A 25,330-nucleotide genomic window follows, 5' to 3' on the forward strand; every position below is an offset into this window, starting at 1 on the left:
CGTTGCCGCGGGTGGGGGTTGTGTGGGGGGCTGTGGTGGTGGTGGTGTTGCGGGGGGGGTTACCCCCCCCCACCACGGGTGTGTCACTGGGCCGCCCGCCCGGGACCGGCCGGCGCGGATCGAGGCCGGCGCACGGGAAGTGGGTGACGTCGACCGCGGCCTCCGTCGGGCCGTAGAGGTTGACGAGCGCGGTGCCGTGGGGCGCGGTGAGCAGGTCGGCGAAGCGGACGGCGTGGGTGGTGCCCAGTGCCTCGCCGCTGGCGAAGACCCGGCGCAGCCGGTGCAGGGCGGCGCTGTCCCCGGCGACGTACTGGAGGAACGCCTGGAGCATCGAGGGCACGAAGTGGACGGTGGTGACGCGGTGTTCGGCGATCCGGGCGACCAGGGCCGCGGGGTCCTTCTCGTGGCCGGACGGCAGGGTGCACACGGCGGCTCCGGCCAGCGCCCACCAGAAGATCTCCCACACGGACACGTCGAAGCCGAACGGCGTCTTGTGCAGGATCACGTCGTCGGGGGCGAGCGGGTAGGCGCGCTGCATCCACACCAGCCGGTTGACGACGGCGCGGTGTTCCAGCATCACGCCCTTGGGGCGGCCGGTGGAGCCGGAGGTGTAGATGACGTAGCACAGGTCGTGCGGTCCGGCGCTGTCCCCGGGGGCGGGCGCGTCGCCGTCGAGGGCGCCGGGTGCGCCGGCGTCGACGAAGGTCCCGGTGTACGGCAGTGCGGCGCGGGTGGCGGCGTCGCCGACCACGACGCCGGCGGCGCTGTGCTCCAGCAGGTAGGCGACGCGGTTGGCGGGCAGCGTCGGGTCGATGGGCAGGTAGGCTCCGCCGGCCTTGAGGACCGCGTAGACGGCGGTGAGCGCGAGCGGGCCGCGCGGCAGGCAGACGCCGACGACGGTGCCGGGGCGTACGCCTGCGTCGCGTAACCGGTGGGCGAGCTGGTTGGCGCGCCGGTCGAGTTCCGCGTAGGTGGTGCCGTCGTCGCGGATCGCGATCCGGTCGGGGGTGCGGGCCGCCTGCGCGGCCAGGAAGCCGTGCAGGGTGGCGTCCTCGGGCAGGTCCGCCGTGGTGGCGTTGAAGCGGGCGATCTCCTCGCGTTCGGCGGGGTCGGCGTCGAGGAGGGGGCCGAAGGGGGCGTCCGGGTCGTGGGTGGTCGCCGCGAGCAGCCGGGCGCAGGCGGCGGCCAGGCGGTGCGCGGTGGCCTCGGTGAACAGGTCGGCGCGGTAGCGCAGGGACAGGTGCGGCTCGTCCGCGCGCAGCCGTACGTCCAGTTGGACGACGCAGCCGGCCTCGTCGGCCGCGGCGGCGGGGAGGTCGCCGTCGGCGCCGGCCGCGAGGTCGGTGGGGAGGCGGTCCTCGGTCCGCAGGAGGTGGGCCACCGGGATGTCCAGGTGTCCGGTGGCCTCCTGGTAGGCGGTGCGGGCGGCGCCGAGCAGCCGGCGCAGGGTGCCGTCCCGGGTGACGGTCAGGCCGAGCGGGAAGGCGACCGTCTCGCCGGTGCCGGGGCGCGGGTGCCCGGTGACGACCTGGACCTGTTCGGTGTCGGTGGCCCGGGCGGCGGCCACGGCGAGGACGGCGCCGGTGAGGACGCGGGCGAGGGCGGGCTGGTCGCGGGTCAGTTCCCGGCAGCGGGCGGCGCAGCCTGCGGGCAGCGGGACGGTGATCCGGTCGTGGGCGGCGACGGCTGCGCGGTCCGTCCGGTCCGCCTGGTCCGTCTGGTCCGTCCGCGCGGCGTCGGCGGTGTGGGCGAGGAAGTCGCGCGGCAGCAGGGTGGGCTGCTCCCAGGCGGCGAGGCGGGACCGCCAGTACCCGGCCTGCTCCGGATGGGCCTGCAGGGCGCGGCTGAGCTGGAACGGGGTGGTCATGGTGTCCTTCGTCTGCGTCGTCACGGCGAATCAGAGGTCGAAGTCCGGGAGGTGCGCGGCGGGTGTCGCGGTGGCCGTGCGGCGCACCGGGGCCGTGGGGTCCGTCAGCAGGTCGTCGAGCGCCGCCAGGTACTCGTCCAGGAGCAGGGCGGCGGACGCGTGGTCGTAGAGGTCGGTGGCGTACTCCAGGTCGAGTCGCACCTCGTCGGGGCGCAGGTACGCCTGGAGGTTGAGGTCGAACCGGGTGGTGCCGGGGTTCAGCAGGTGGGTGCGCGCGGTCAGGCCCGCCGAGCGCACGACGTGGAAGTCGATGTCCTGGAGGGCGAAGAGCACGTCGAACAGGGGGTTGCGGGCGGGGTCGGGCGGCAGGTCGAGCCGCCGGGCGAGCTGCGGGAACGGCGGTCCCTGGTGGGACAGCGCCTCGGCGGCCAGCCGGTCCGCCTGGGCGACCAGCGCGTCCAGGGTGGTGTCCCGCTCCAGCCGTACCCGCAGGCAGGCGGTGTTGACGAACATGCCGACGACGTCGGCGAACTCCGGGCGCGTCCGGCCGCTGGTGGGGGTGCCGACGACGAAGTCACGGCGGCCGGACAGCCGCGCGAGGGCGGCGGCCCAGGCGGCGAACAGCACGCCGAACGGGGTGCTGCGGTGCCGTCGTACGGCCGCCCGCACCCCGGCCAGCCGGCCCGCGTCCAGGACGGCGGTCACGACGGCGCCCCGGGTGGCCCGGTGCGGTCCGCGGGGGCGGTCCACGGGCAGGACGGGCTCGGTGGGCGCCCCGGCCAGCCGGCGCAGCCAGTAGGCCTCGTCGTCCGCGTCGGCGCCCCGGGCCGCCCGCTCGTGGGCCCAGCGGGCCGCGGTCCGGTAGCCGGTGGTCCGCTCGGGCAGCGGCGCGCCGTCGTGGGCGGTGAGCAGCTTCTCCAGCAGCAGCCGCAGCGAGACCCCGTCGAAGACGATGTGGTGGGTGTCGAGGTACAGCTCGTGCCGGTCCGGCGCCCCGGTGCGCACCAGCAGGGCGCGCAGCAGCGGGGAGCCGTCGGGCCGGTGGGGTGCGAAGGGGCGCACGAAGGCGCGTACGGCGGCCTCGTCGGGCGCGTCCAGGACGGTGAACTCCGGTGCGGCGGGCGGGTCCGGTTCCTGTGCCACGCCGGTGCCGTCGACGGTGAACCGCATCCGCAGCGCCTCTTCGCGGGCGACCACCTCGGTGAGCGCGTCCCGCAGCCGGCCGGGGTCCAGCGGGCCGGTCAGCTCCACCCGGACGGGGATGTTGTAGGCCAGGGAGCCGGGTTCGGCCTGCCAGATGGTGAACAGGCCCTGCTGCTGCGGGTGCAGGGGGGCCGCGCCGGGTGCCGGGGCGGGCAGGTCCTCGACGGGTGCCGGGGCGGCCGCCGCGACGGCGCGGGCCATGGCGGCGAGCGTGGTCGCCGCGAACGCCTCGGCGTAGCCCAGCCGCACCGAGGCGTCCCGGTGCAGCCGGCCGAGGAGGACGCCCAGGCGCAGGGAGTCGCCGCCGAGCGCGAGGAAGTCGGCGTCGGGGCCGAGGTCCGCGGGATCCAGCTCCAGGACGTCCGCCCACAGGCGGGCCAACCGCCTCTCTGCCGCGTTCGGTTCGCGGGCCGGTGCCGGGGGTGCGGGTGCGCGCTCCGGGACGGGCAGGGCGTGCCGGTCGACCTTGCCGGCGGCGGTCAGGGGCAGCCGGTCCAGCCGGACGAACCGGTCGGGGCAGAGGTAGCCGGGCAGCCGCTCGCGCAGCCGGCGGCGGATCTCCTCGGTGTCCTCGCCGGGGGCGACCACGTACGCGGTCAGGAAGCGTTCCCCGCCGGGCTCGCCGACCACCCGGGTGTGCGCGTCGGTCACGCCCGGCAGGGCCAGCAGCGCGGCGTTGACCTCGGCCGGCTCCACGAGGTGCCCGCGGATCTTGACCTGGTCGTCCCGGCGGCCGTGGAAGTGCAGCAGTCCGTCCTCGTCGGCGTGGACGAGGTCGCCGGTGCGGTAGTGGCGTACGCCGTCCAGGGTGACGAAGGCGCGGTCGGTGAGGGCGGGGTCGGCCAGGTAGCCGCGGGCGAGGCCGGCGCCGGCGACGTACAGCTCGCCGGTGGTGCCGGGCGGGACCGGGCGGCCCCGCTCGTCGCACACCCGGACCGTGGTGCCGGGTATCGGGCGGCCGATGGGCAGCGGGCCGTCGTTCGCGTCGGGGACGGGGAAGGTGGTGGTGAAGGTGGTGTTCTCGGTGGGGCCGTAGCCGTTGACGACGGTGAGCCCGGGGCAGGCCGCGCGCACCCGTGCCACGTGTCCGGGCGAGACGACGTCGCCGCCGGTCACCAGGGTGTCGAGGGCGGCGAAGGCGGCGGGGTGTTCCTGCGCCACGCGGTGGAAGAGCGGGGCGGTCACCCAGGCCAGGGTGATGCCGCCCTCGCGCAGCGCCCGCTCCAGGCGCCAGGGCACGACCGCCGTCTCCTGGTCGACGACGTGCAGACAGGCGCCGTTGAGCAGGGCGCCCCAGATCTCGAAGGTGGCCGCGTCGAAGGCGAGCGAGGCGGCCTGGAGCACGTGCCGGCGGGGGGAGAAGTCGACGTAGTCGGTGTCGGTGACCAGCCGGAGCACTCCGCGGTGTTCGACCATCACGCCCTTGGGACGGCCCGTGCTGCCGGAGGTGAACATGACGTAGGCCAGTGGGGAGCGCCCGGCGGGGAGCGGTCCGGCCGCGGGTACGGGCGTGTCGTCCCGCTCCCCGAGGCGGAGCAGTTCCCCGAGGCCGTGGGTGGTGGCCGGCCGCGGCGCGGTGAACCGCTCGCGCACCGGGTCGGGGCAGACCACGAGCCGTAAGCGCGCCGCTTCGGTGATCCGGCCGAGCCGGTGCTCGGGATAGGCGGGGTCGAGGGGGACGTAGGCGCCGCCGGCGAGCACGATGGCGAGCAGCGCCACGATGGAGTCCGCGGACCGGTCGAAGGCCAGGCCGACCAGGGTCTCGCGGGTCACGCCCAGCCGGCGCAGCCCGGCCGCGGCCGTCTCCGCCCGGTGCCGGAGCCGGTGGTAGGTCAGGGTGGTGCCGTCCGCGACCAGTGCCGGGCTCAAGGGGTGTGCGTCGGCCTGTGCGCGGAAGCGGTCCTCGATCAGTCCGTCCCAGGACGGAGCGTGGCTCATGGCGTTCTCCAGGTGCGGCCGAACAGCGGCGGGTCGGCGGTCGACGTCGGAGCGGGGGTACCGGGAACCGTGCGGCGGACGAAGGGCGGGAGATCGGGCCGGTCATGGATATCGCGGCCGACGCCCGGAATGTCGCGGATAATCGCCGGTCAACCGGACGTCAATGTCCGGGCGTCAGCGACGGCGGCCCAGTCCTGCCATTTCGGAAATCGGAGCGGGGCACGGCCGGCCTTGGCCGGGTCCAGAGAAGTTGCGCAAAAGCCGCCCCCGCATGCGGATTGGAGTCCTGTGCCGCATCACTTATACCCATACCCCCTAGGGGAAGCAAGGTGTTTGAGCACGGAGACAGGGGCCGGACCGGTCCCCGAGGCACATCGGATTACCGCTCGATTACCGGCCCCCCGCTCTTTGCCGCCCACCCGGGCGGGAGGGCTTCACTCCTCTCTTTTCGTCCGCGCGACCCCGTCTCCGCCCCCGCTTCCCCTCTCCGGAAAGGGGATCTTCCCCCGTTGACAACGCCTGCCCCCTTAGGGTTTCCTCGGCACGGTCGCAACAGAGCACAGTCGGCGCCGGGTCGAGTACCCGGGCACAGCAACTGACGTTCGGTTGGGAGATGGGGGACGGCAACGATGGAGACATCGACGATGCAGGGACCGATCGCGACCGCACACCGCTGTCTGTGACGGCGCCGGGGCGCGCTGACACCTCCGGGGCCGATCGACTCGCCCACCCGATTTCCCCGAGCCGGCCGAACCCGTTCCGCGTGGCCGCCGGGACGCAGCCGCGCGCCCGCCGCATCCCGGGCGCGGCGGCCTCTTCCTTCTGATTTCCGATTTCCGCCCACAGCCAACGGATTCACTGCACACCGGCACCCCGGCCTGCTGCGCGTTCCCCCGGGGCCGGCCCCATCCCAGGCACGAGTTCGCCCTGCGCCCACGCGCGTCGGCGGACACGTCAGCGTTCTCACACCCGCACTGGACGAGAGGACTCATGGACATCATCGGGAAGCCGTACGCACACGAGCGCTTCGCCGCCGTGGCGGCGGCTCGTGGCGAGGCGACAGCGGTGGAACACGACGGCCGCCGGATCGGCTACGCCGAACTCGACGCGGCCGCGGACCGGCTGGCACACCGGCTGCGGGCCCGCGGCGCGGGGCGCGGATCGGTGGTCCTGGTCCACCTGGAGCGCTCCATCGACCTCGTCGTGTCGCTCCTCGCGACGCTCAAGGCGGGAGCGGCCTACCTTCCGGTGGAGCCGGGCGTCCCGGACGACCGGATCGCCGCCTACGTCAAGGAGACGGGCTGCGCGGTCGCCGTCACCCGCCCCGAGCACGCCGGCCGGTTCGCCGGCCTGCCGGTCACCACCCTGGACCCGGCGGCCGGGACCGCCGGGGACTCCCCCGGCGCCGGGCCCGCCGCCGTCGGGCCCACGGACACCGCCTACGTCATCTACACCTCGGGATCCACCGGTTCCCCGAAGGCCGTACGGGTGGCCCACGCCTCCCTCGCCCACCTGTGCCGCAGCGTCAACGAACGGTACGGCGTGGGGCCGGGGGACCGGGTGCTGCAGTTCGCCGCGCTCTCCTTCGACACCTCCGTCGAGCAGATCCTCAACACCCTGCTCCACGGCGCGACCCTCGTCCTGCCCGAGTACGCCTGGGCACCGAGCGAACTGCCCGGCCGCCTGGTGTCGCTCGGCATCACGGTCATGGACCTGACCCCGCCCTACTGGCGTGCCTTCCTCGCCGAACTGGCCCGCGAATCCGTCGACTTGCCGGTACGGCTCACCATCGTGGGCGGCAGCGCGGTGCACGCCGAGGACTGCCGGACCGCCCTGCGGCTGATGCCGGGCTCCCGCCTCGTCAACGCCTACGGGCTGACCGAGACGACGATCACCTCCTGCACCATGGAGATCACCCCGGAGGCGCTGCCGGCGCAGGGCCCCGCGCCCGTCGGACGGCCGCTGCCCGGGACCGTCGTCCATGTGCTGGACGAGGACCTGAACCCGGTCCCGGCCGGGCGGCACGGCGAGATCTACCTGGGCGGCGCCGGCGTCGCCCAGGGCTACCTCGCCGACGAGGCACAGAGCCGGCAGCGGTTCGTGACCCTGCCGGGCGCGGCGGCGGACACCGGGACCGTGTACCGCACCGGCGACCTGGGCGGCTGGACTCCCGACGGCTACCTGGAGATCGTGGGGCGGGCCGACCGGCAGCTCAAGATCCGCGGCTTCCGCGTCGAACCCGCCGAGATCGAGGCGACCCTGTCCGCGCACGACCTCCTCGACGACGCCGCCGTCACGTCCTTCACCCACCGGGGGGAGGAACAGCTCGTCGCCTACTTCACCGCCCGGCGCGCCCCGCACCGGCTCGACCCCGGGGAACTGCGCGCCTTCGTCGCCCGCCGGCTGCCCGCCTACATGGTCCCGGCCCGGTTCGTCCGGCTCGACGCGATGCCGACGACCGCGCACGGCAAGGTCGACCTCGCCGCGCTGCCCGACCCGTCCGAGCCGCCCGCGTCCGGTCCGGCGGCCGGTGCCGGGGCGTCCTCGGCGAGCCTGGCCGAGCGCGCCGTCGCCGGCCTGTGGTGCCAGGTGCTCGGCGTCGAGTCGGTGGAGCCGGGCGACAACTTCTTCGACCTGGGCGGCAACTCGATCCTCGCGGCCGAGCTGATGGCGAAGGTACGGGCCTCGCTCGGCGTCCTGATCACCCAGGTGCGTCCGCTGATCCGGCTGCTGCTCGACGACGCCACGCTGCGCGGCTTCGCCGCCGCGGTGGAGTCGGCCCGGGCCGGCACGCTCAGCGCGGACGGCGCGGCCCCGACCGACCTGTGGGCGGACACCGCCGTCGGCGTGCCGATCCAGGCGCGGCCCGCCGGGGAGACGGCGTGGGCGGACCCGGACCATGTCTTCCTCACCGGGGCCACCGGCTTCCTCGGCGTCTACCTGCTGCGCGATCTGCTGCGGACCACCCGCGCCACCGTGCACTGCCTGGTGCGGGCCCGCGACGCCCGGCACGCCGTCGAGCGCGTCCAGGCCACCGCGCGGCGCTATCTCGCCGAGGACCTGGCCGAGCACGTGGCGTCCGGGCGGATCGCGGTCGTGCCCGGCGACCTGGACCGGCCGCGCTTCGGGCTGAGCGAGGCCGAGTTCGACCACTTCGCCCGGGTGGTCGACGTCATCCACCACCCCGGCGGGCTGGTCAACTTCATCTACCCCTACTCCCACATGCGCCCGACCAACGTCGAGGGCACCCGGGAGATCATCCGGATGGCCGGACGGTACCGGAACATCCCCGTGCACTACGTCTCCACCATGGCCGTGGTCTCCGGCTTCGGCACCGCCGGCGTCCGGCACGTCACCGAGCGGACCCCGCTCGACCACCCGGACCGGCTGTCGGTGGGATACGTGGAGAGCAAGTGGGTCGCCGAGGGGCTGCTGCTGAACGCGGCCGAGCAGGGCCTGCCGGTCGCCGTCTACCGGGCCGCCGACATCTCCGGCGACCGCACGACCGGCGCCTGGAACACGGCCACCGAGATGTGCGCGATGAAGAAGTTCATCGTCGACACCGGCACCTCCCCCGTCGCCGAACTCCCCCTCGACTACACCCCGGTCGACTGCTACTCCGCCGCGCTGCTGCACATCGCGTCCGCCAAGCTGCCGGCGGGCGAGGTCTACCACCTGACCAATCCCGGGAAGGTGAACGTCTCGGTGCTGGCCGACCGGCTGCGGGCGCACGGGCACACCATCCGCGAGGTGCCCTGGGAGGAGTGGATCGACGGGATCGTGAGGACCGCGATCGAGCGGCCCGACCACCCCATGACCCCGTTCGCCCCGCTGTTCATCGACCGCTGCTCCACCGGCGAGATGAGCGTGGCCGAGATGTACCTGGAGACGACGTTCCCCGTGTTCGGCCGGGACAACGTCGAGAACGCGCTGCGCGGCAGCGGCATCGAGATCCCGCCCGTGGACGCGGAGATGCTCGACCGCTACATCCGGTACCTGACCTCCATCGACTTCCTGTGAGGTGGACGTGTACATCCGTACGCTGGCGCGTACCGGCGGCCTGTGGGAATCGCTGGACGTCCGCGGCGGCCCGGCGGACGGGCCCGTTGCCTTCGGGGGCGACCTCGGCCCCCAGTCCCTGCTCGCCGCCTACCGGCGCGGCCTGTACCCCTTCCCGGCGGCGACGGCCGAACAGCGGATCGTCAACGAGCTGATCTACGAGGCCGATGTCGCCGCCGGTGCGGTGAAGGTGCTGCCCGGCGGCGACGAGCCCTACTCCATCGCCTGGTGCTCCCCCGACCCGCGGCCCGTCATCCACGTCGGCCAGGCCCGCCTCCAGCGCAGCCTGCGCCGGCAACTGCGCAGCACGCCGGACTGGACCACGACGGCGGACCTGTGCTTCGAACGGGTGGTCCGCCAGTGCCGCTCCGGACGCAGCGAGCAGTGGCTCACCGACGACCTGCTGGGCGGCCTGTGCGTGCTGCACGAACTCGGCCACGCGCACAGCGTCGAGGTGTGGGACGGTGACGAACTGATCGGCGGCACCTTCGGCGTCCGGGTCGGCTCCGTGTTCAGCGCCGACTCCCAGTTCACCGTGCGCAGCGGGGCGGGCAAGACCGCCGTCGCCGATCTGACCCGGCGCTTCGCCGCGGCCGGCGGGGTGGCCGTCGACGTCCAGCGCGACGGCGACCACGTGCGGCTCCTGGGCGCGCGGCCGATCCCCCGGGCGCGCTACCTCGCCCTGCTCGCCGGGCGGCGCGACGTCCGGCCGCTGCCCACGGAGCGGCTGCCCGCCCGCCGGCTCGCCGGGTGAGGACCACCACCACGACCGTGCCCGCGCCCACCGACGGGAGCAATGCCATGAGCACCACCAGCACCGGCCTGCGCGTGACCAGCCTCGCCGAGCGGCCCGACCTGGAAGAGGCGATGATCACGATGGAATCGTCGTGGCCCGCCTACATCCGCCCCGATCCGCTCCTCGTGGACTGGGCGCTGCGCCGTCACGCCGAGCACCAGCTCGTCGTCCTGGACGAGGAGGACCGCGTCGTCGCCCGGGCGGCCAGCGTGCCCTTCGCCTGGGACGGCGACCCGGACGGGCTGCCCGACACCGGCTGGGACGAGGCGCTGCGCCTGTGCCTGTCCGACACCGCCGCCGGCCGCGAACTCACCGCGCTGTGCGCGCTGGAGATCGCCATCGTCCCGGACCGCCTCGCGCGGAACATGTCCGTGTACGCCCTGCGCGCCCTGATCGGCCACGCCCGCGCCAAGGGGTTCGGCGACCTGGTGGGCCCGGTGCGGCCCAGCGGCAAGCACCGGCACCCGGGGCTGCCGCTGGGCGAGTACATCGCGCTGCGCCGGTCCGACGGGCTGCCCGAGGACCCCTGGCTGCGGGTGCACGTACGGGTCGGCGGCGAGGTGCTGCGGGTGTGCCCGGCGTCCATGACCATCTCGGGCAGCCTGGCCCAGTGGCGGGAGTGGACCGGGCTGCCCCTGGACACCGACGGGCCCGTGGAACTGCCCGGCGCCCTGACCCCGCTCACCGTGAACACCACCCACGACCACGCCGTGTACGTCGAACCCAACGTCTGGGTCCGGCACCGCCTCACCGGCCGGCTCCCCTGACGAACCGGCGGGCACACCCACCGGTATCCCCCACTCTCCCCGAGCGACCTCACGAGAAGGAGTACGACCATGAGCACGACTGGGCAGGACGTCCTCGCCACCGGCAAACTGGATCTCCGAGCCGCCCTGATCGAGCGGATCGGCGGCTACATGACCGCGCACGGCATCGGCGTGGCCGCCGAGCTGGGCCTCGCGGACCTCATCGGCACGGGCGCGCGCACCAGCGGCGAGCTGGCCGACGCCACCGGTACGCACGAGCCCTCGCTGCGGCGGCTGCTGCGCATGCTGGTCGCCGTCGGCATCGCCGAGGAGACGGAGCCGGGCCGCTTCGCGCTGACCGACATCGGCTCCCAGCTGCGCTCCGACTCCCCCGACTCGCTGCACAAGTTCGCCAGGATGTTCAGCCACCCCATCTTCCTCACGTCCTGGCAGAGCCTGCGCCACACGGTCACCACCGGCGAGCGCGCCTTCGACCACGTCTACGAGATGGGCGTCTACGACTGGCTGGCCCAGCACGGCGAGACCAGCACCCTGTTCAACGAGGCGATGAGCGAGGAGTCCCGGCTCTCGGCCGCGCAGCTGGCCGCGGGCTACGACTTCCCCGGGACCGGTACCGTGGTGGACCTCGGCGGTGGCGACGGCACCCTGCTCTCCGCGATCCTCCAGGCCCGGCCCGGGCTGCGGGGCATCGTCTTCGACAGCCCGAGCGGTGTCGCGGAGGCACCGGCCACCCTGGGCAAGGCCGGTCTCGGCGACCGGTGCGAGGTGCGGTCCGGGGACTTCTTCCAGTCCGTGCCGGGCGACGGCGACCTGTACATCATCAAGAGCGTGTTCCAGGACTGGGGCGACGACGAGGCCCGGGCGATCCTGCGCACGGTCCGGGCCCACATGCCCGACACCGCCACCCTCTTGATCGTCGGCACGGTCCTGCCCGGGACCGCCGACACCTCCGCGCCCGTCGCGTACTTCACCGACGTCAACATGATGGTCACGACCGGCGGCCAGGAGCGTACCGAGGACGAGTTCCGGGCGCTGCTCCAGGAGACCGGGTTCACCGTGCGGTCGGTCGGTGCGGGGCAGGCCGGACCGCTGTCGGTCATCGAGGCCGTCCCCTCCGCCGCGGCATGACGGCGCAGGGGATGACGCAGCCGCAGGCCCCGGCCGGCACCGGCCGGCCGGGGTTCGCCACCGGGCTGTTCCTCGGCCGGCCGCACGCGGAACCGCTCACCCTCCCGGCGGGCGACCCACGGCGGCTGCCCCCGGAGGAGGAGCGCTTCCTCGCACGCCTGCGGGACTTCTGCGAGAAGGAGGTCGACAGCGCGGCGATCGAGCGCGAGGACCGTGTCCCGGACGAGGTGATCGAGGGGCTCAAGGACATCGGCGCGTTCGCCGTCCGGCTCCCGCGCCGGTACGGCGGGCTGGGCCTGTCCACCCGCTGCTACCTGCGCGCCCTGATGCTCACCAGTACGACGCACCCGGCGCTGAGCGAACTGCTCGCCGCCCACCAGGCGATCGGGCTGGCGCAGCCGCTGCTGCTGTTCGGGACCGAGGAGCAGAAGCGGACGTTCCTGCCGCGGTGCGTGCGGGAGATCTCCGCGTTCGCCCTCACCGAGGCCGACATCGGCAACGACCCGTTCCGCATGCACACCACGGCCGTGTACGACCCGGCCTCGGACGGCTATGTACTCGACGGGGTGAAGACGTGGACCACCAACGGGGTGGTCGCCGACCTGCTGGTGGTCATGGCGGTCGTACCCGCCGGGGACGGCGGCGAGGGAGGGATGACGGCGTTCGTCGTCGAGGCGGACTCGCCCGGCGTGACGGTGGAGCGGCGCAACTCCTTCCTCGGGCTGCGCGGACTGGAGAACGGCTGCGTGAGGCTGCACCGGGTGGCCGTGCCGGCGGGCCACCGGATCGGCGCGGAGGGCGAGGGGCTCGCGATCGCCCTCGCCGCGCAGGACACCGGGCGGCTGTCGCTGCCGGCCGCGAGCGCCGCCGCGGCCAAGTGGAGCCTCGGGATCGCCCGGCAGTGGAGCGCCGCCCGGGTGCAGTTCGGGCGGCCCATCGCCCGGCACGACGCGGTGGCCGGAAAGGTGGCCTTCATCGCCGCGACCGCCTTCGCGCTGGAGGCGGTGGTCGAGGTCGTCGCCCGGCGCGCGGAGGCCGGTGACACCGACACCCGGCTGGACGCGGAGCTGGCCAAGCTGTTCGCGTCGGAACAGGCGTGCCTGGTCGCCGACGAGCTGGTGCAGCTCCGGGGCGGCCGCGGCTACGAAACGGCCGGCTCGGCCGTCGCCCGGGGCGAACGCGGCGTCCCGGTCGAGCAGCAACTGCGGGACGTGCGGATCGGCCGCATCTTCGACGGCTCCAGCGAGGCGCTGCGGTCCTTCCTCGCCCACGACCTGATCGAGGCCCACCGCGCCGCGGCGGGAACCGGGGAGGAAGCGGGTGACGGGACGCCCGCCGGCCCGGACCGGGACGGCGATGTGCTGGACGCCCACCTGGAGTTCGTCGCCCGGACCAGCCGTCGTATCGCCGGCGAGCTCGCCGCGGTCGCCGCCGGGGCCGGACCCGGGACCGGATCCGAGGACGACGGTCTGGACGGGCGGCAGCGGTTCCTCGGACGGATCGTCGACATCGGCGCCGAGCTGTACGCGATGAGCGCGAGCTGTGTCTACGCCCGGGCTCTCGGCGGGCCGGGCGGCTCCCCGGCCGAACTCGCCGACGCCTTCTGCCGCCAGGCGCGGCTGCGGGTGGCCGGACTGCTGGCCCGGCTCGGCGAGAACACCGACGCGACGGACCGCGCGGTGACGGAGCAGGTCCTGGACGGCCGTCACGCCTGGCTGGAGGAGGGAGTGGTGGACGTCTCCGTGGACGGTCCCTGGATCGCCGAGCAGCGGCCGGGACCGGCGACGGGACCGAACCTGCGGCGGATCATCCGGCCGGCCGGAAAGACGGGAACGGCCCGGCCCACCGACGAAGCGACGAGGAGGACCCGGTGAGAACCGCGACGGACGTCCTGGAGGCGGCGCGGCTGCGGATCGCCGAGGACGCCGAGCCCAACCGCTTCCTCGACGTGCTCGAACAGGGCCGCATGCCCGGGGAACGGCTCAAGTGGCTCGCCGGGGAGCTGTACCACCTGGTCGGCAGCGACCGCCGCAGCTTCGCGCTGCTCGCGTCCCGCTTCCCCGCGGCACCGGCCGGGGACCTGTTCCTGGCCATGGCCCAGGGCGAGGGACAGGCCCTGGAACTGCTCGGGGACTTCGCGACGGCGGTCGGCCTCACCCCCGAGGAACTGCGGGCCTACGAACCGCGGCCGCTCGCCCAGGCGTATCCGGCCTACCTGACGCGGTCGGCGCTGTACGGCACCGCGAGCGACACCGCGCTGGCCCTGCTGGCGAACGTGGAGGAGTCCACCGAGACCTATGTCCGGGTGGCCGACGCCCTGGTGGCGCGGTACGGCATCGAGGAGCGGGCCCTCGAACACTTCCGCTACTTCGCCGACACCCCGCAGGCCCTGCTGGACCAGGCGACGGCGACGCTGGCGGACGGCCTGGCCGGCGGGGACGACCCGGTGGCCGCCGTGCGCGCGGCACGGACCGTGCACGCGCTGGAGACCGCGTTCTGGAACTGCCTGGCACACGGTCTCGGCACGGGCTGAGCACCCGGGGCCCCGGCCGTCCGACCGGCTTGACACCCATACCCCCCATCCGTATGTTCACTGCAATACCCGGTGGGGGTATGCCTGTGTGCCGGTGGCCGTGCCGCGGCGCGGTCGTGTCGCAGGTCTCGACGAGGAGAGGAGTGCTGATGTCTTCGGCAGGAAGTCCGCAGTTACGAGCAGGGGGTAAGCAGTGGGCCGCGTTGGGCCTGCTGGTCCTCCCCGCGCTCCTGCTGTTCATGATGCTGACCATCCTGTTCCTGGCCATCCCCTATCTCGCGGCGGATCTGCGGCCCAGCAGCACGCAGACACTGTGGATCCTGGACATCTACGGCTTCCTGATGGCGAGCCTGCTGGTGCTCATGGGTACGGTGGCCGACCGCTTCGGCCACCGGAACCTGCTGATCACCGGAGCCCTGCTGTTCGGCCTGATCTCGGCGGCGGCGGCCTTCACCGACTCACCCGAGCTGATGATCGTCTGGCGCGCGCTGCTCGGCGTGGCGGCGGCCATGCAGATGCCGACCACGCTCGGCCTGATCTTCACGATGTTCCAGGACCCGAAGCAGCGGGGCGTCGCCATCGGCACCTGGGCGGCGGCCATCTCGGCCGGTGTCGCGCTCGGCCCGCTGCTCAGCGGTCTGCTGCTGGAGGCGTTCTCCTGGCGGGCGACGTTCTTCGTCGCCGTCCCGGTGATGGCGGTCGTGGTCATCGGCGCGCCCCTGCTGCTGCCGGGCCGGCAGGGTCCGAGCACGGGCCGGCTGGACCTGTTCAGCGCGCTGCTCATGCTGCTGACGCTGCTGCCGCTGATCTACGGCGTGAAGTCGTTCGCCACCACCGACTCGCCGCTGGTCTCGGCCCTGGCCGTGGTGGTGGGCCTGCTCTTCGGCGTCGTGTTCGTCGTGCGCCAACTGCGCTCCGCCGAGCCGCTGCTGGACGTCCGGCTGTTCAAGAACCGGACGGTCAGCGGGGCGTTGGGCGTCTTCATCCTGTCGGCCATGGGCCTGGGTGGCGTGTATCTGATGTTCACCCAGTACCTCCAGCTGGTGAAGGCCCTCTCGCCGCTGAAGACCGGGTTCGCGATCCTGCCCGCGGCCCTCGTCCTGATCGTGGTCGCGATGCGCTCCCCGGTCCTCGCCCGGCGCGTCCGGCCGGGGTACGTCATCGCCACCGGACTCGCCGTCCAGGTCGTCGGCTACGTCCTGTTCACCCTGATCGACAGCACCACCGGGCTGCCCTGGGTCATCGCCGGCTTCATCGTGCTCTACCCGGCGGTCTCCCCGTCCATGGCGCTGACCACGGACCTCGTGGTCGGTTCGGTGCCGCCGGAGAAGGCGGGCGCGGCCGGCGGCCTGGCGTCGACCGTCAACGACCTCGGCATCTCGCTGGGCGTCGCCGTCATCGGCAGCATCGGCACCGCCGTCTACCGCGACGGTGTCGAAGACAAGCTGCCCGACGGCCTGTCGAAGCCGGCCGCCTCCGCCGCCCGGGAGAACCTCGACGGCGCCGTGGCCGCCGCCCGGGAACTGCCCGGCCGGGTCGGGGACGAGCTGCTGGGCGCGGCCCGGGACGCGTTCACGAGCGGGCTCAACGTCGCCGCCGGAACGGCCGCGGTGATCGCGGCGGCGGGTGCCGTCGCCGCGGCGGTCTCGCTGCGCCATGTGCCGCCGACCGGCTCGGCGGTGCCCGGCACCGCACCCTCCGAGGCGAGCCCGGCCCCGTCGGTCCCCGCCGCGGACTCCGACTGACCGACGGCACCCGGGCCGGCCGGCCGACATCCCCGACACGGCACCGACAGAACGGCATGCACACCGAATTCGAATGAACACCGCCGGACGTGGCGGCCGGTGCGGACCCGATCCGCGCCGGCCGCCTCGTCCGGCCCCCATCAGGAGGCACACAGTGTCAGTGATCCCCTTCAGCGCAGCTCCCACCGAGACACTCGACAACAAGGGCGGCCGGTGCATGTACGCGCAGGTCGAACGCCTGCGGTCGCTGGGGCCCGCCGTTCCCGTGCGGCTCCCCGAGGGGGTGTCGGCCTGGTCGGTGTCCCGGGGGGACGTCGTACGGATGCTCCTGACCCACCCCGGTGTGTCCCGGGACCTGAAGAAGACCGTGCCGGGTTACCAGCCCGGTTCCGTGCCCTGGCTGTCCCCGTGGGTCGACCTGGACTCCATGGCCACGGCGGACGGGCGCGAGCACGCGCGGCTGCGCAAGCTGATCACCCCGGCCTTCACCCCGCGCCGGGTGGAACGGCTGCGCTCGCACATCGAGGCGGACGTCACGATGCTGCTGGACCAGCTGGCCGAGCGGCCCGGCGACGAACCGGTGGACCTGCACGAGGAGTTCTCCTACAGCGTGCCCACCCAGGTCATCTGCGACCTCTTCGGCATCCCGGACGACCAGCGGCCCGAGGTGCTGCGCGTGTTCCGGGCCGTGGCCAAGACGGGCCTGACCGAGGAGGAGTCGGTCGCGCTGTACAACGACCTGGTGGCCGCGATGCACCTGCTGATCGCCACCAGGCGCAAGGCGCCGGCCGACGACCTCACCAGCTTCCTGCTCGCCGCGCGCGAGGAGGGCGAGGAGTCCCTGAACGAGCACGAGCTGGTGTCCACCCTGCTGCTGATGATCGGCGGGGGCAGCCAGACCACCATCAACCTCCTGAATCACACCGTCCGCGAACTCCTGGCCCGTCCCGACCAGTTGAGCGTCCTCCAGGCGGACCCGGAACGCTGGGACGACGCGATCGAGGAGTCGCTGCGGGTGCACTGCCCGGTGATGCACCTGCCCATGCGCTGGGCCAAGGAGGACATCGACCTCGGCGAGGGAGTGGTCGTGCGCGCCGGGGACGCCATCCTGATCTGCTACGGCGCCCACGGCCGGGACCCCGGGGTGCACCACGATCCGGAGACCTTCGACATCGACCGCGAGGACAAGGACCACCTCGCCTTCGGCCTCGGCGCGCACTTCTGCCCGGGCTCGCACCTCGCCCGGCTGGAGGCCCGGATCGCGCTGCCCGCGCTGTTCGACCGGTTCCCGCGGCTGGCCCTGGCCGTCGACCCGGAGGACGTCCCGCCCGGGCAGACCTTCATCGGCAACGACGTCGCGTCGCTGCCGGTCTTCCTGCGGCACAAGTGAACACGTCCCGCCGCGGGTTCGCCCCGCGGAACCCGTATCCGCCGCGGCGCCGCGGCACGACAGCGAGAGGTCCCGCATGGCGTTCGACGAGAGCCTGATCGACCGGACCGCACACCTGCTGGACCGGGCCCGCTACCTGAACCTGGCCACCGCGCGGGACGGAGCCCCGTGGGTGGCCACGCTGGAATACGCCTGGTTCGCCGGTCCGCTGCACTTCGTCTTCGGTTCGTCCACCGGTTCCCGGCACGGCGGCGACCTCCGCGCCGACCCCCGGGTGAGCGGTTCGCTGTTCGTGACCGAGGGCGCCGCCGGGGTGGCCATCGCGTCCGTGGACGGTGCGCAGTTCACCGGCCGCTGCACGGAGATCGGCCCCGACCGGCTGGCGGCGTACTACGCGCCGTTCTACGAGACGGTGTTCCCCGACCCCGGGCAGCGTGCGCGGTGGCAGTTGCCGCCGGAGCGGCTGCGCGGGGCCGCGCCGCACCGCCTGTACCGGGTCGACGTCGAGCGCTGGTGGCTGGTCGACACCCGTCATTGGGAGGAGGACCGCATCGACCGCAGGATCGAACTGCCCCTGGACGCCGGCACCCAGGCCCGGCTGTCCGCCCGCGCGCGGGTGCGCGCGGTGTCCCCCTGAGCCCGGGGGACGTCTGATCCGGCCGGGCCCGCCGACGGGGGATTGCGCGGGCCCGGCCGGATCGCTCCTCGCACCGCGGCGAGGAGCGTCTCGGTCGGCGTCAGGCGGCGCGGCCGGCCAGCGCGTATCCGGCCTCGTCGACGGCCTGGGCGATCAGCGCGTCGTCGGGGGTGTCCTTGGCGACCACGGTGACCCGGCCCGTCTTCACGTCCACCTCGACCGACAGCACACCGTCGACGCCGCCGACGGCCTTGCTGACGGCGGCCTCGCAGTGACCGCAGGTCATGCCCGTCACGGCGTAGACGGTCTTCGTGGCGTCGGTGGTGATCTGGGTGGCGGTCGAGCCGGAGTGGCAGCTGCCGTCGGGGCTGCAGCAGGACGACATGGGCTTCCTCCTGGGGATGGTGATGAGACGGGGCGCCCGATACCCCTAGTGGGTTGGGGTATCGCAAGCGCCGACGAAGCACAGGTATACCCCCTACCCCTATACGGCTGCAAGTCGTCCGGCCCCCGGGCCGGACGGACCCCCGGACGGGACCGCGCCGCCCGAGGCGGCGCCGGGGGACGCACGGCCCGTCATGACCCGGCGCGCCCGCCGAGCGCCCGGCAGCCGCAGACGGGCGAGGGCGACCGGCCCGGACCCGGCCGGCCGAGGTGCGCGGCCAGAGCCTGGAGGAGCGCGACGGCCGCCATGCGGGTCACGGGGTGTTCGACTCCCTTGCGGAGGAGAGAAGGGGTCATTCTCGGTTCCTTTCGTGGTGCGCGGACAGGAGAAGCCGCCTCCCACCCATACCCCCTGCCCGTATCGAGAGCAAGGCGGTCCACGACTTGACTCTGTACCCCCCTGGGGTATGTTGAAGGTCATCGGGCCGCCCTGCGGGCAGCGATCAGACGAGGAGTCACCATGAACACCGGGCTGCGGATCACCGCCTTCGCCGCCGCGCTCGCCGCGGCGTTCGGCGTCGCCTACGGCGTCGGCGGCGGGGTCGGCGAGATCTCCCTCCAGACCGAGAACGCGGCACACGACGGCCACGCGGGCGGCGCGCCGGACCGGGAACCCGCGGCCGGCTCCGGCCCGGCGGCGGCGCCCGGCGGGCTGCAGACCTCCGAGCGGGGCTACACCCTCGACCTGAAGACCCCGGCCGTCACGGCGGGCCGGAAGGCCGGCCTGCGCTTCGCGGTCGTACGGGACGCCACCGGACGCCCGCTCACCGCCTATAAGGAGGAGCACACCAAGGAGCTGCACCTGATCGTCGCCTCCCGGGACCTGACCGACTATCGGCACCTGCACCCGACGCGCGCCGCCGACGGCACCTGGTCCACCCCCGTGACGCTGCCGAAGGCCGGGGTCTACCGGGTCTTCGCCGACTTCACGCCCGCCGGCGGCGAAGGACTGACCCTCGGCGCCGACCTCACCGCCTCCGGCGCCTACGAGCCGGCGCCGCTCCCCGCCCCCGCCGCCACGGCCGAGGTCGACGGATACCGGGTCGGCCTCCGCGGAGACCTCACCCCGGGCCGGGCCGGTGAACTGACGCTCGGCGTGAGCAGGAACGGCAAGCCGGTGCGCGACCTCCAGCCCTACCTCGGGGCCTACGGCCACCTGGTGGCACTGCGCGCGGGGGACCTCGGCTACCTGCACGTGCACCCGGGCGGCGAGCCCGGCGACGGCAGGACCCGGCCGGGGCCGGACATCTCGTTCACCACGACGGCGCCGAGCACCGGCACCTACCGGCTGTTCCTCGACTTCAAGCACGCCGGCAAGGTGCACACCGCCGCGTTCACCGTCCGGGCGGGCCGGCCGGCACAGGCGCCGGACACCTCCGCGTCGGCCTCCCCGCAGCCCGGGGAGCACTCCGAGCACAGCCACTGAGCACGGCCGGGCCCCCGGGCCGTGACACCGTCCGCACCGTGTGACAGCCGTGCCACAGCCGGGCCACGCGATCGTCAACCGCCGTCCCCCGCCCGGCCGTTGACCCCTAGCATGAGGCTCGACGCGTGCGGGTCGGGCGATCCCTGGGGGCTCCATGGTGCTGGGAGGTGCGGCGGCGCGGTTCGGCTGCGCGGCCGCGGTGTGCGGCCTGCTGCTGGCCGGCTGTACCGCCGGCGGGGACGGCCCCGGCCGGTCGGCGGCCGGGACGAGGAGCGACGCGACCGGGAGCACCGGCCCGTCGCCCACCGCCGTGGTCGACGCCGACCCGGCGAGACTCCCCCGGACCCCGGCCCGCGCCGCCGCCCTGATCCGCGACATCATCCTCCAGCCCTCCGCGTTCGGCCCCGGCACCGTCCGCCGCGCACCGTACGAGAACGATCCGCGCCGGTGGGCGGTGCTCGGGGACACCTGCGTCTGGGAGCAGCGGGCGCTCCCGGAGGACGTCCTCGCCAGCCTGACCCGCCACTACGAGATCCCGGCGCGCGACGGCAAGGGCCCGCTCGGCCTGAGCGCCGTCGTCACGGTGCACCGGAGCGCCGAGCAGGCCGACTGGGAGAACGCCGAGGTGCTGGAGGAGATGATGCGCTGTCCCTCGCAGCTGCTGCGCCCCGGCGAGGTGCTCCGGGAGCTGACCGACGTGCCGAACGCCCTCGGCGACTTCGGCAACGGCCTCACTGACGACTCCCTGGCCGAGTCCGGCACCTACACCGGCACCGACGTCGGCGGACCGCACCCCTACGTCTGGGAGCAGACCCGCATCGGCCAGTTCACCCTCGCGGTCTCCGCCCGGGGCGCCAAGGGCTGGTCCAAGCCGGACCTGCTGGACCTGCTGCGCGCCCCGCACGCGACGATGCGCGCGAGCCTGCGCGCGAAGATCGCCCGCCGCCCACCGACCGCCCGGGACCCGTCGCCGAAGGGCACCGCTCCCCCGGCGACCGGACCCGCCGGCCGTGAGGACGGTCCGCGATGACCGAGGAGTTGCGCCCCTGTGACCCCTCCCGGATCGGCGGGCACCGGCTGCTCGCGCGGCTCGGTGCCGGTGGCATGGGTGTCGTCTACCTCGGCCGGGCACGGTCCGGGGAGCTGGCCGCGGTCAAGGTGATCCTGCCCCAGTACGCCGACCGGCCCGAGTTCCGCGCCCGGTTCCGCCGCGAGGTCGCCGCCGCCCGCCGGGTGGACAGCCCCTGGGCCGTGCCGGTCACCGGCGCCGACCCGGACGCGCCCGCGCCCTGGCTGGCCACCGCCTTCGTGCCGGGCCCCTCGCTCGCCGAGGCGGTCGCCGCCCGCGGTCCGCTGCCGCCGCGCACGGTGCGGCTGCTCGGCCGGATGCTGGCCCGCGCGCTGACCGCCGTGCACGACGCGGGGCTCGTCCACCGCGACGTGAAACCCGGCAACGTCCTGCTCGCCCTCGACGGCCCCCGGCTGATCGACTTCGGCATCGCCCGCGCCGCCGACGAGACGGCCCTCACCTCGGCCGGGATGGTCGTCGGAACCCCCGGCTTCCTCGCACCGGAACAGGCGCGTGCCCTCCCCGCCACCCCCGCCGGCGACGTGTTCGCCCTCGGCTGCCTCCTCTCCTACGCCGCGACCGGGCGCCCGCCCTTCGGCACCGGGACCGTGGACGCCCTGCTCTACCGCACCGTGCACGACGAACCGGACCTCGACGGGCTCCCCGACGGCCTGCGCGAGCCCCTGGAGCGCTGCCTCGCCAAGGACCCGGCCGCCCGGCCCACCGCCCGGGAGGTGGACGGGGCGCTCGGCTGGGACACGCCCTGCGACAGCACCGACTGGCTGCCCGACGACGTCGTACGGCTCGTCGCCGACCGCTCCGCCGCGCTGCTCGCCCTGCCGGACATCGAGGCGACGGCCCCGGACGCGGCGACGGACGGGCCGCCGCCGGACGTTACCGGGGACGCGCACCCGGCACCGCGCGCCGGTGGCCGCCGCCGCTTCCTGCTCCTCGGCGGCGCGGCCCTGCTGGCAGCGGGCGGCGGCGCCGCCTTCTGGGCGAGCGGCCGCGACGACGCCCCCACCGGACGCCGCTGGCTGCTCGGCGTCCAGGCCGACCTGACGGGACCGCAGAAGGAGGTCGGGCAGGCCCAGGAACGCGGCGTACGGCTGGCCGTCGAGCAGTTCAACGCGCGGCGGGACAGGCCCTTCACCCTCACCCTCGCGGTCGCGGACGACGGCGGTGACGAGGCCCGCGCGGCGCGGGCCGCCCGGTCCCTGGCCGCCGACCGCGATCTGCTCGCCGTCATGGGCTCGACCGGTGACCGGACCACCGGCGCCAGCCTCGACCCGTACGACGCACAGCTCGTGCCCCAGCTGACGGCCTCCTCCGCGCAGTCGGTGTACGGCGTCTCGCGGCCCCGGCACTTCCTCCAGGCCGTCCCCGGCTACATGGTGTCGCCCGCGCTGATCGCCCTCCGGCTGGCCCGGTCGGGCGTGAAACGCGCGGGCGTCCTCATCGACCGCGACGGCGGCATCGCCTCCTGGCAGCTCGGCCACACCACGTTCCAGTCCCTCGGCGCCGTCGGACTCCGGGCCGAACCACGGGTCGTCCCCCGGCTCGCACGGGACCTCGCCCCGGTGGTCGGCGAGATGCTGGCGCGGCGCCCGGACGGGTTCGTCTACGCGGGCACCCCCGCGCGGGCGGCGGCGGTCGCCCGCGCCCTCGCCGAGCGGCGCTTCACCGGTGTCCGCGTCCTCGGCTACCCGGCGGCCGGCCGGGAGTTCCTGACCGCCGCGGGCCCCGCCGCGGAGGGCTGGCAGGTCTTCGCACCGTACATCGACCCGTCGGCCGCACGGGTGCGGAACTTCGCCAGCGCCTACCGCGGGCGCTACGGCGTCCCGCCCCCGTACTGGGCGGCGGAGGCCTACGACGTGGCCCGCATGGTCATCGACCGTCTCGCCGGGGCGGGCGGACGGCCCTCCCGGACCAGGCTGTACGACCTGCTCGCCGAGCGCCCGTACAAGGGACTGGTACGCACGTACGCGTTCGACGAGTACCGGCAGCTCAAGGGCTACGACCTGTTCCGCTACGAGGTGGAGGGCGGCCGGTACGCCTACGCGGGCGAGGCGTCGTTGTGATGCGCCCGCTCGCCGCGGACGACCCCGGGGACATCGGCGGCCACCGGCTGCTGGCCCGGCTCGGCGCCGGCGGCATGGGCGTCGTCTACCTCGCCCGCAGCCCGGGCGGAACGCTCCTCGCCCTCAAGGTGATCCGCGCCGAGCACGCGGCGGACCCGGCCTTCCGCGCCCGGTTCCGGCGCGAGGTGACGGCCGTGCGCGGTCTGTCCGGGCGCTGGCTGGTGCCGGTCGTGGCCGCCGACCCGGAGGCCCGCTCCCCGTGGCTGGCCACCGAGTTCGTGCCGGGCCCGGCTCTGGTGGAAGCGGTCGACGGACAGGGGGCGCTGCCGGTCGCCTCGGTGCGGGTGCTGGGCTCCCGGCTGGCCGAGGCGCTGACCGCCGTGCACGCGGCCGGCCTGGTGCACCGTGACGTGAAGCCGGGCAACGTCCTGCTCGGCCTCGACGGTCCCCGGCTGATCGACTTCGGCATCGCCCGCGCCGCCGGCGCCACCGCGCTGACCGCGCCCGACGCCGTCGTGGGCACACCCGGCTTCCTCGCGCCGGAACAGGCCCGCGCCCGCGCCGGGGAGGTCGGTCCGCCGAGCGACGTCTTCTCCCTCGGGTGTGTCCTGGCGTACGCGGCCTCGGCCCGGCGCCCGTTCGGCACCGGGCACGCGGCGGCGGTGCTGTTCCGCACGGTGCACGAGGAGTCGGACCTGACGGACGTACCCGCCGAGCTGCGCCCGCTGATCGCGGGCTGCCTGGCCAAGGACCCCGCGCGCCGTCCGACGGCCGCGCGGGTCGGGGCGGCGCTCCGCGACCCCCGGGCCGCGCCGGCCTGGGGCGCCGGTTCCGCGGGCGGGCGGGAGGCACTCTGGCTGCCGCCCGGCGTGCTGCGGCTGGTCGCCGAACGGTCCGCGCGTGCACTGGACATACCCGCCCCCCGGCGGCCCGTGGCGGAGACCGCCGCCCACCGGAGACCGCCGGTCCCGGCCGAGGACCGGGCACCGGCCCGGCGGCGGATGCTGGTCCTGGGCGGCGCGGCGGCCTCCGTGCTGGCGCTCGGCGGCGGGGCCGCCGCGTACCTGACGACGGCCGGCCGGGCGTCCGGCGGCGGGCCGCCGGTGCACACGCTCGGCTTCCAGGCCGATCTGACGGGCCGGGACAAGGCGGACGGCGTGGCCCAGGAGCGCGGCGCGCGTCTCGCCGTGGCACACCACAACGCGCGTGCGGGCATCGCCTTCCGCCTCGCCCTCGACACCTTCGACGACCGGGGCGACGCCGCCCGGGCACGGCAGGCCGCCGAGCGTTTCACCGGGGCCGCCGTGAGCGCCGTCCTCGGACCGAACACCCTCCCGGCGGCGCTGGCCGCCGGTCCGCGCTACCGGGCCGCGCGCACCGCCATGGTGCTGATCTCCCTGGACGATCCCCGGCTGGGCGACGAGGGACCGGACACCCTGCGCGTCACCCGTGCCCCGGAACAGTTGCTGGCCCTGCCGCTGACCGCGTACCTGACCGCCGTACGGCCGGTCGACCGCACCGCCGTGATCGACGACCGGGCGGCGGGCCGCACCGGCTCCGATCTCGCCGACGCGCTCGTCAGGCGTCCGCCCCACGAGGGCACGACCCGCGTCTATCCGGTACCGGCGGGCAGCGACGACTTCTCCCCCGCCGTCCGCGCCGCGCTCGCCGCGAGGGCCCAGGCCGTCGTCTTCACCGGGACATCGCCGCGGCGCGGCGCGCGCTGCGCCCGCGCCCTCGCGGAGGCCGGCTTCACCGGACCGCGCCTCGGCACCTGGCACCTCATGCGCCCCGCCTTCCTCCAGGAGGCCCGGGCGGCGGGAGAAGGCTGGGTGTTCGGCGCCCCGTTCACCGACCCCGGCAGCGTGTCCGGCGCCTTCCGGTCCGCCCACCGCGCGGCCTACGGCACCGCGCCCGGCCGCTGGGCCGCGGAGGCGTACGACGCGGTGGGACTCGTCGCCCGCGCCCTGGAGTTGCCGGGCGGCCCGGCCGGCGCCGCTCCGGGGGCGGTCGCCCAGCGGCTGTCGGACCTCACCTATCAGGGACTCGCCAAGACCCTGCGCTTCACCGCCGACAGCCCCCGGAGCATCGACGTACAGCGGGATGCCGGGTACTTCCTGTACCGGGCGGAGGGGGCGGCCTTCCGTTTCCTCGGGCGGAGCGACCGGGTCACCGGACGGGGATGAAAAACAAGGTGCAACCATGTGGGCGGGCTGTGAGTCTTCTGATCGATCACACTGTGGTCGC

17 protein-coding genes are annotated in these 25,330 nt (G+C 74.6%); 13 read left to right on the forward strand and 4 right to left on the reverse strand.

Going from position 1 to position 25,330, the window contains the following annotated elements; all coding sequences use genetic code 11:
* Positions 1 to 1,891, reverse strand: a 1,891-nt coding sequence (locus tag ACZ63H_RS21495) for an AMP-binding protein (RefSeq protein WP_469867298.1), incomplete at its 3' end; no start/stop codon positions are given.
* A 6-nt stretch (positions 1,892 to 1,897) separates the two neighbouring features.
* Positions 1,898 to 5,008 carry an amino acid adenylation domain-containing protein gene (locus ACZ63H_RS21500; RefSeq protein ID WP_469867300.1) on the reverse strand — a complete coding sequence of 1,037 codons (3,111 nt, stop codon included), beginning with the start codon at positions 5,006 to 5,008 and terminating at the stop codon, positions 1,898 to 1,900.
* 990 nt (positions 5,009 to 5,998) lie between these two features.
* On the opposite strand from ACZ63H_RS21500, the gene ACZ63H_RS21505 reads away from it, so the two are divergent.
* The 9 genes from ACZ63H_RS21505 to ACZ63H_RS21545 all read left to right on the forward strand — a co-directional run bounded on the left by ACZ63H_RS21505 (position 5,999) and on the right by ACZ63H_RS21545 (position 18,063).
* The gene (locus ACZ63H_RS21505; RefSeq protein WP_469867302.1) at positions 5,999 to 9,028 is read left to right on the forward strand and encodes an amino acid adenylation domain-containing protein; all 3,030 of its coding nucleotides are present in this window, start codon (positions 5,999 to 6,001) and stop codon (positions 9,026 to 9,028) included.
* Positions 9,029 to 9,035: 7 nt separating this feature from the next.
* Complete coding sequence (locus ACZ63H_RS21510) at positions 9,036 to 9,821, forward strand: leucyl/phenylalanyl-tRNA--protein transferase (RefSeq protein WP_469867304.1); 786 nt, start codon at positions 9,036 to 9,038, stop codon at positions 9,819 to 9,821.
* 47 nt (positions 9,822 to 9,868) lie between these two features.
* Positions 9,869 to 10,630, forward strand: coding sequence for an N-acetyltransferase (locus tag ACZ63H_RS21515; RefSeq protein ID WP_467938910.1), 762 nt, complete (start codon positions 9,869 to 9,871; stop codon positions 10,628 to 10,630).
* Positions 10,631 to 10,699: 69 nt separating this feature from the next.
* Positions 10,700 to 11,758, forward strand: a complete 1,059-nt coding sequence (locus ACZ63H_RS21520) for a methyltransferase (protein ID WP_469867306.1) — start codon at positions 10,700 to 10,702, stop codon at positions 11,756 to 11,758.
* 11 nt (positions 11,759 to 11,769) lie between these two features.
* Positions 11,770 to 13,632 (forward strand): acyl-CoA dehydrogenase family protein, encoded by a 1,863-nt coding sequence (locus ACZ63H_RS21525; RefSeq protein ID WP_469867308.1) that lies wholly within the window; start codon positions 11,770 to 11,772, stop codon positions 13,630 to 13,632.
* Complete coding sequence (locus tag ACZ63H_RS21530; protein ID WP_469867310.1) at positions 13,629 to 14,291, forward strand: thiaminase II/PqqC family protein; 663 nt, start codon at positions 13,629 to 13,631, stop codon at positions 14,289 to 14,291. Before ACZ63H_RS21525 ends, ACZ63H_RS21530 begins: the two co-directional genes overlap by 4 nt.
* A 149-nt stretch (positions 14,292 to 14,440) precedes the next feature.
* Positions 14,441 to 16,036 carry an MFS transporter gene (locus ACZ63H_RS21535; RefSeq protein ID WP_469867312.1) on the forward strand — a complete coding sequence of 532 codons (1,596 nt, stop codon included), beginning with the start codon at positions 14,441 to 14,443 and terminating at the stop codon, positions 16,034 to 16,036.
* A 154-nt stretch (positions 16,037 to 16,190) separates the two neighbouring features.
* A complete protein-coding gene (locus ACZ63H_RS21540; RefSeq protein WP_469867314.1) occupies positions 16,191 to 17,426 on the forward strand; it encodes a cytochrome P450 family protein in 1,236 nt (411 codons plus the stop codon).
* A 76-nt stretch (positions 17,427 to 17,502) separates the two neighbouring features.
* The gene (locus tag ACZ63H_RS21545) at positions 17,503 to 18,063 is read left to right on the forward strand and encodes a pyridoxamine 5'-phosphate oxidase family protein (RefSeq protein WP_469867316.1); all 561 of its coding nucleotides are present in this window, start codon (positions 17,503 to 17,505) and stop codon (positions 18,061 to 18,063) included.
* A 100-nt stretch (positions 18,064 to 18,163) separates the two neighbouring features.
* Here ACZ63H_RS21545 and ACZ63H_RS21550 read toward each other — a convergent pair whose 3' ends face one another.
* Entirely contained in the window at positions 18,164 to 18,448 is a 285-nt protein-coding gene (locus tag ACZ63H_RS21550; RefSeq protein WP_469867318.1) for a heavy-metal-associated domain-containing protein, read from the reverse strand.
* A 191-nt stretch (positions 18,449 to 18,639) separates the two neighbouring features.
* Positions 18,640 to 18,804: a hypothetical protein gene (locus ACZ63H_RS21555; RefSeq protein WP_469867320.1), complete on the reverse strand. Its 165-nt coding sequence runs from the start codon at positions 18,802 to 18,804 to the stop codon at positions 18,640 to 18,642.
* Positions 18,805 to 18,967: 163 nt separating this feature from the next.
* Here ACZ63H_RS21555 and ACZ63H_RS21560 point away from each other — a divergent pair, with 163 nt between their 5' ends.
* The 4 genes from ACZ63H_RS21560 (at position 18,968) to ACZ63H_RS21575 (ending at position 25,269) form a co-directional block, all read left to right on the forward strand.
* Positions 18,968 to 19,933 (forward strand): hypothetical protein, encoded by a 966-nt coding sequence (locus tag ACZ63H_RS21560; RefSeq protein WP_469867322.1) that lies wholly within the window; start codon positions 18,968 to 18,970, stop codon positions 19,931 to 19,933.
* A gap of 154 nt (positions 19,934 to 20,087) precedes the next feature.
* A complete protein-coding gene (locus ACZ63H_RS21565; protein WP_469867324.1) occupies positions 20,088 to 20,963 on the forward strand; it encodes a hypothetical protein in 876 nt (291 codons plus the stop codon).
* Positions 20,960 to 23,083: a bifunctional serine/threonine-protein kinase/ABC transporter substrate-binding protein gene (locus ACZ63H_RS21570; protein WP_469867326.1), complete on the forward strand. Its 2,124-nt coding sequence runs from the start codon at positions 20,960 to 20,962 to the stop codon at positions 23,081 to 23,083. Before ACZ63H_RS21565 ends, ACZ63H_RS21570 begins: the two co-directional genes overlap by 4 nt.
* A complete protein-coding gene (locus ACZ63H_RS21575) occupies positions 23,083 to 25,269 on the forward strand; it encodes a bifunctional serine/threonine-protein kinase/ABC transporter substrate-binding protein (protein WP_469867328.1) in 2,187 nt (728 codons plus the stop codon). The genes ACZ63H_RS21570 and ACZ63H_RS21575 overlap by 1 nt, the downstream gene beginning before the upstream one ends.
* Positions 25,270 to 25,330 lie beyond the last annotated feature (61 nt).

The sequence above is a fragment of the Streptomyces sp. NPDC104831 genome, from assembly GCF_055583025.1.

Excerpts from the sequence above, each read along its gene's own strand:
- ACZ63H_RS21555 (WP_469867320.1), bottom strand. The coding sequence starts at position 18,804 with ATGACCCCTTCTCTCCTCCGCAAGGGAGTCGAACACCCCGTGACCCGC.
- ACZ63H_RS21525 (WP_469867308.1), top strand. The coding sequence starts at position 11,770 with ATGACGCAGCCGCAGGCCCCGGCCGGCACCGGCCGGCCGGGGTTCGCC.
- ACZ63H_RS21570 (WP_469867326.1), top strand. The coding sequence starts at position 20,960 with ATGACCGAGGAGTTGCGCCCCTGTGACCCCTCCCGGATCGGCGGGCAC.
- ACZ63H_RS21505 (WP_469867302.1), top strand. The coding sequence starts at position 5,999 with ATGGACATCATCGGGAAGCCGTACGCACACGAGCGCTTCGCCGCCGTG.
- ACZ63H_RS21565 (WP_469867324.1), top strand. The coding sequence starts at position 20,088 with ATGGTGCTGGGAGGTGCGGCGGCGCGGTTCGGCTGCGCGGCCGCGGTG.
- ACZ63H_RS21515 (WP_467938910.1), top strand. The coding sequence starts at position 9,869 with ATGAGCACCACCAGCACCGGCCTGCGCGTGACCAGCCTCGCCGAGCGG.
- ACZ63H_RS21520 (WP_469867306.1), top strand. The coding sequence starts at position 10,700 with ATGAGCACGACTGGGCAGGACGTCCTCGCCACCGGCAAACTGGATCTC.
- ACZ63H_RS21560 (WP_469867322.1), top strand. The coding sequence starts at position 18,968 with ATGAACACCGGGCTGCGGATCACCGCCTTCGCCGCCGCGCTCGCCGCG.
- ACZ63H_RS21545 (WP_469867316.1), top strand. The coding sequence starts at position 17,503 with ATGGCGTTCGACGAGAGCCTGATCGACCGGACCGCACACCTGCTGGAC.
- ACZ63H_RS21500 (WP_469867300.1), bottom strand. The coding sequence starts at position 5,008 with ATGAGCCACGCTCCGTCCTGGGACGGACTGATCGAGGACCGCTTCCGC.
- ACZ63H_RS21535 (WP_469867312.1), top strand. The coding sequence starts at position 14,441 with ATGTCTTCGGCAGGAAGTCCGCAGTTACGAGCAGGGGGTAAGCAGTGG.
- ACZ63H_RS21550 (WP_469867318.1), bottom strand. The coding sequence starts at position 18,448 with ATGTCGTCCTGCTGCAGCCCCGACGGCAGCTGCCACTCCGGCTCGACC.
- ACZ63H_RS21575 (WP_469867328.1), top strand. The coding sequence starts at position 23,083 with ATGCGCCCGCTCGCCGCGGACGACCCCGGGGACATCGGCGGCCACCGG.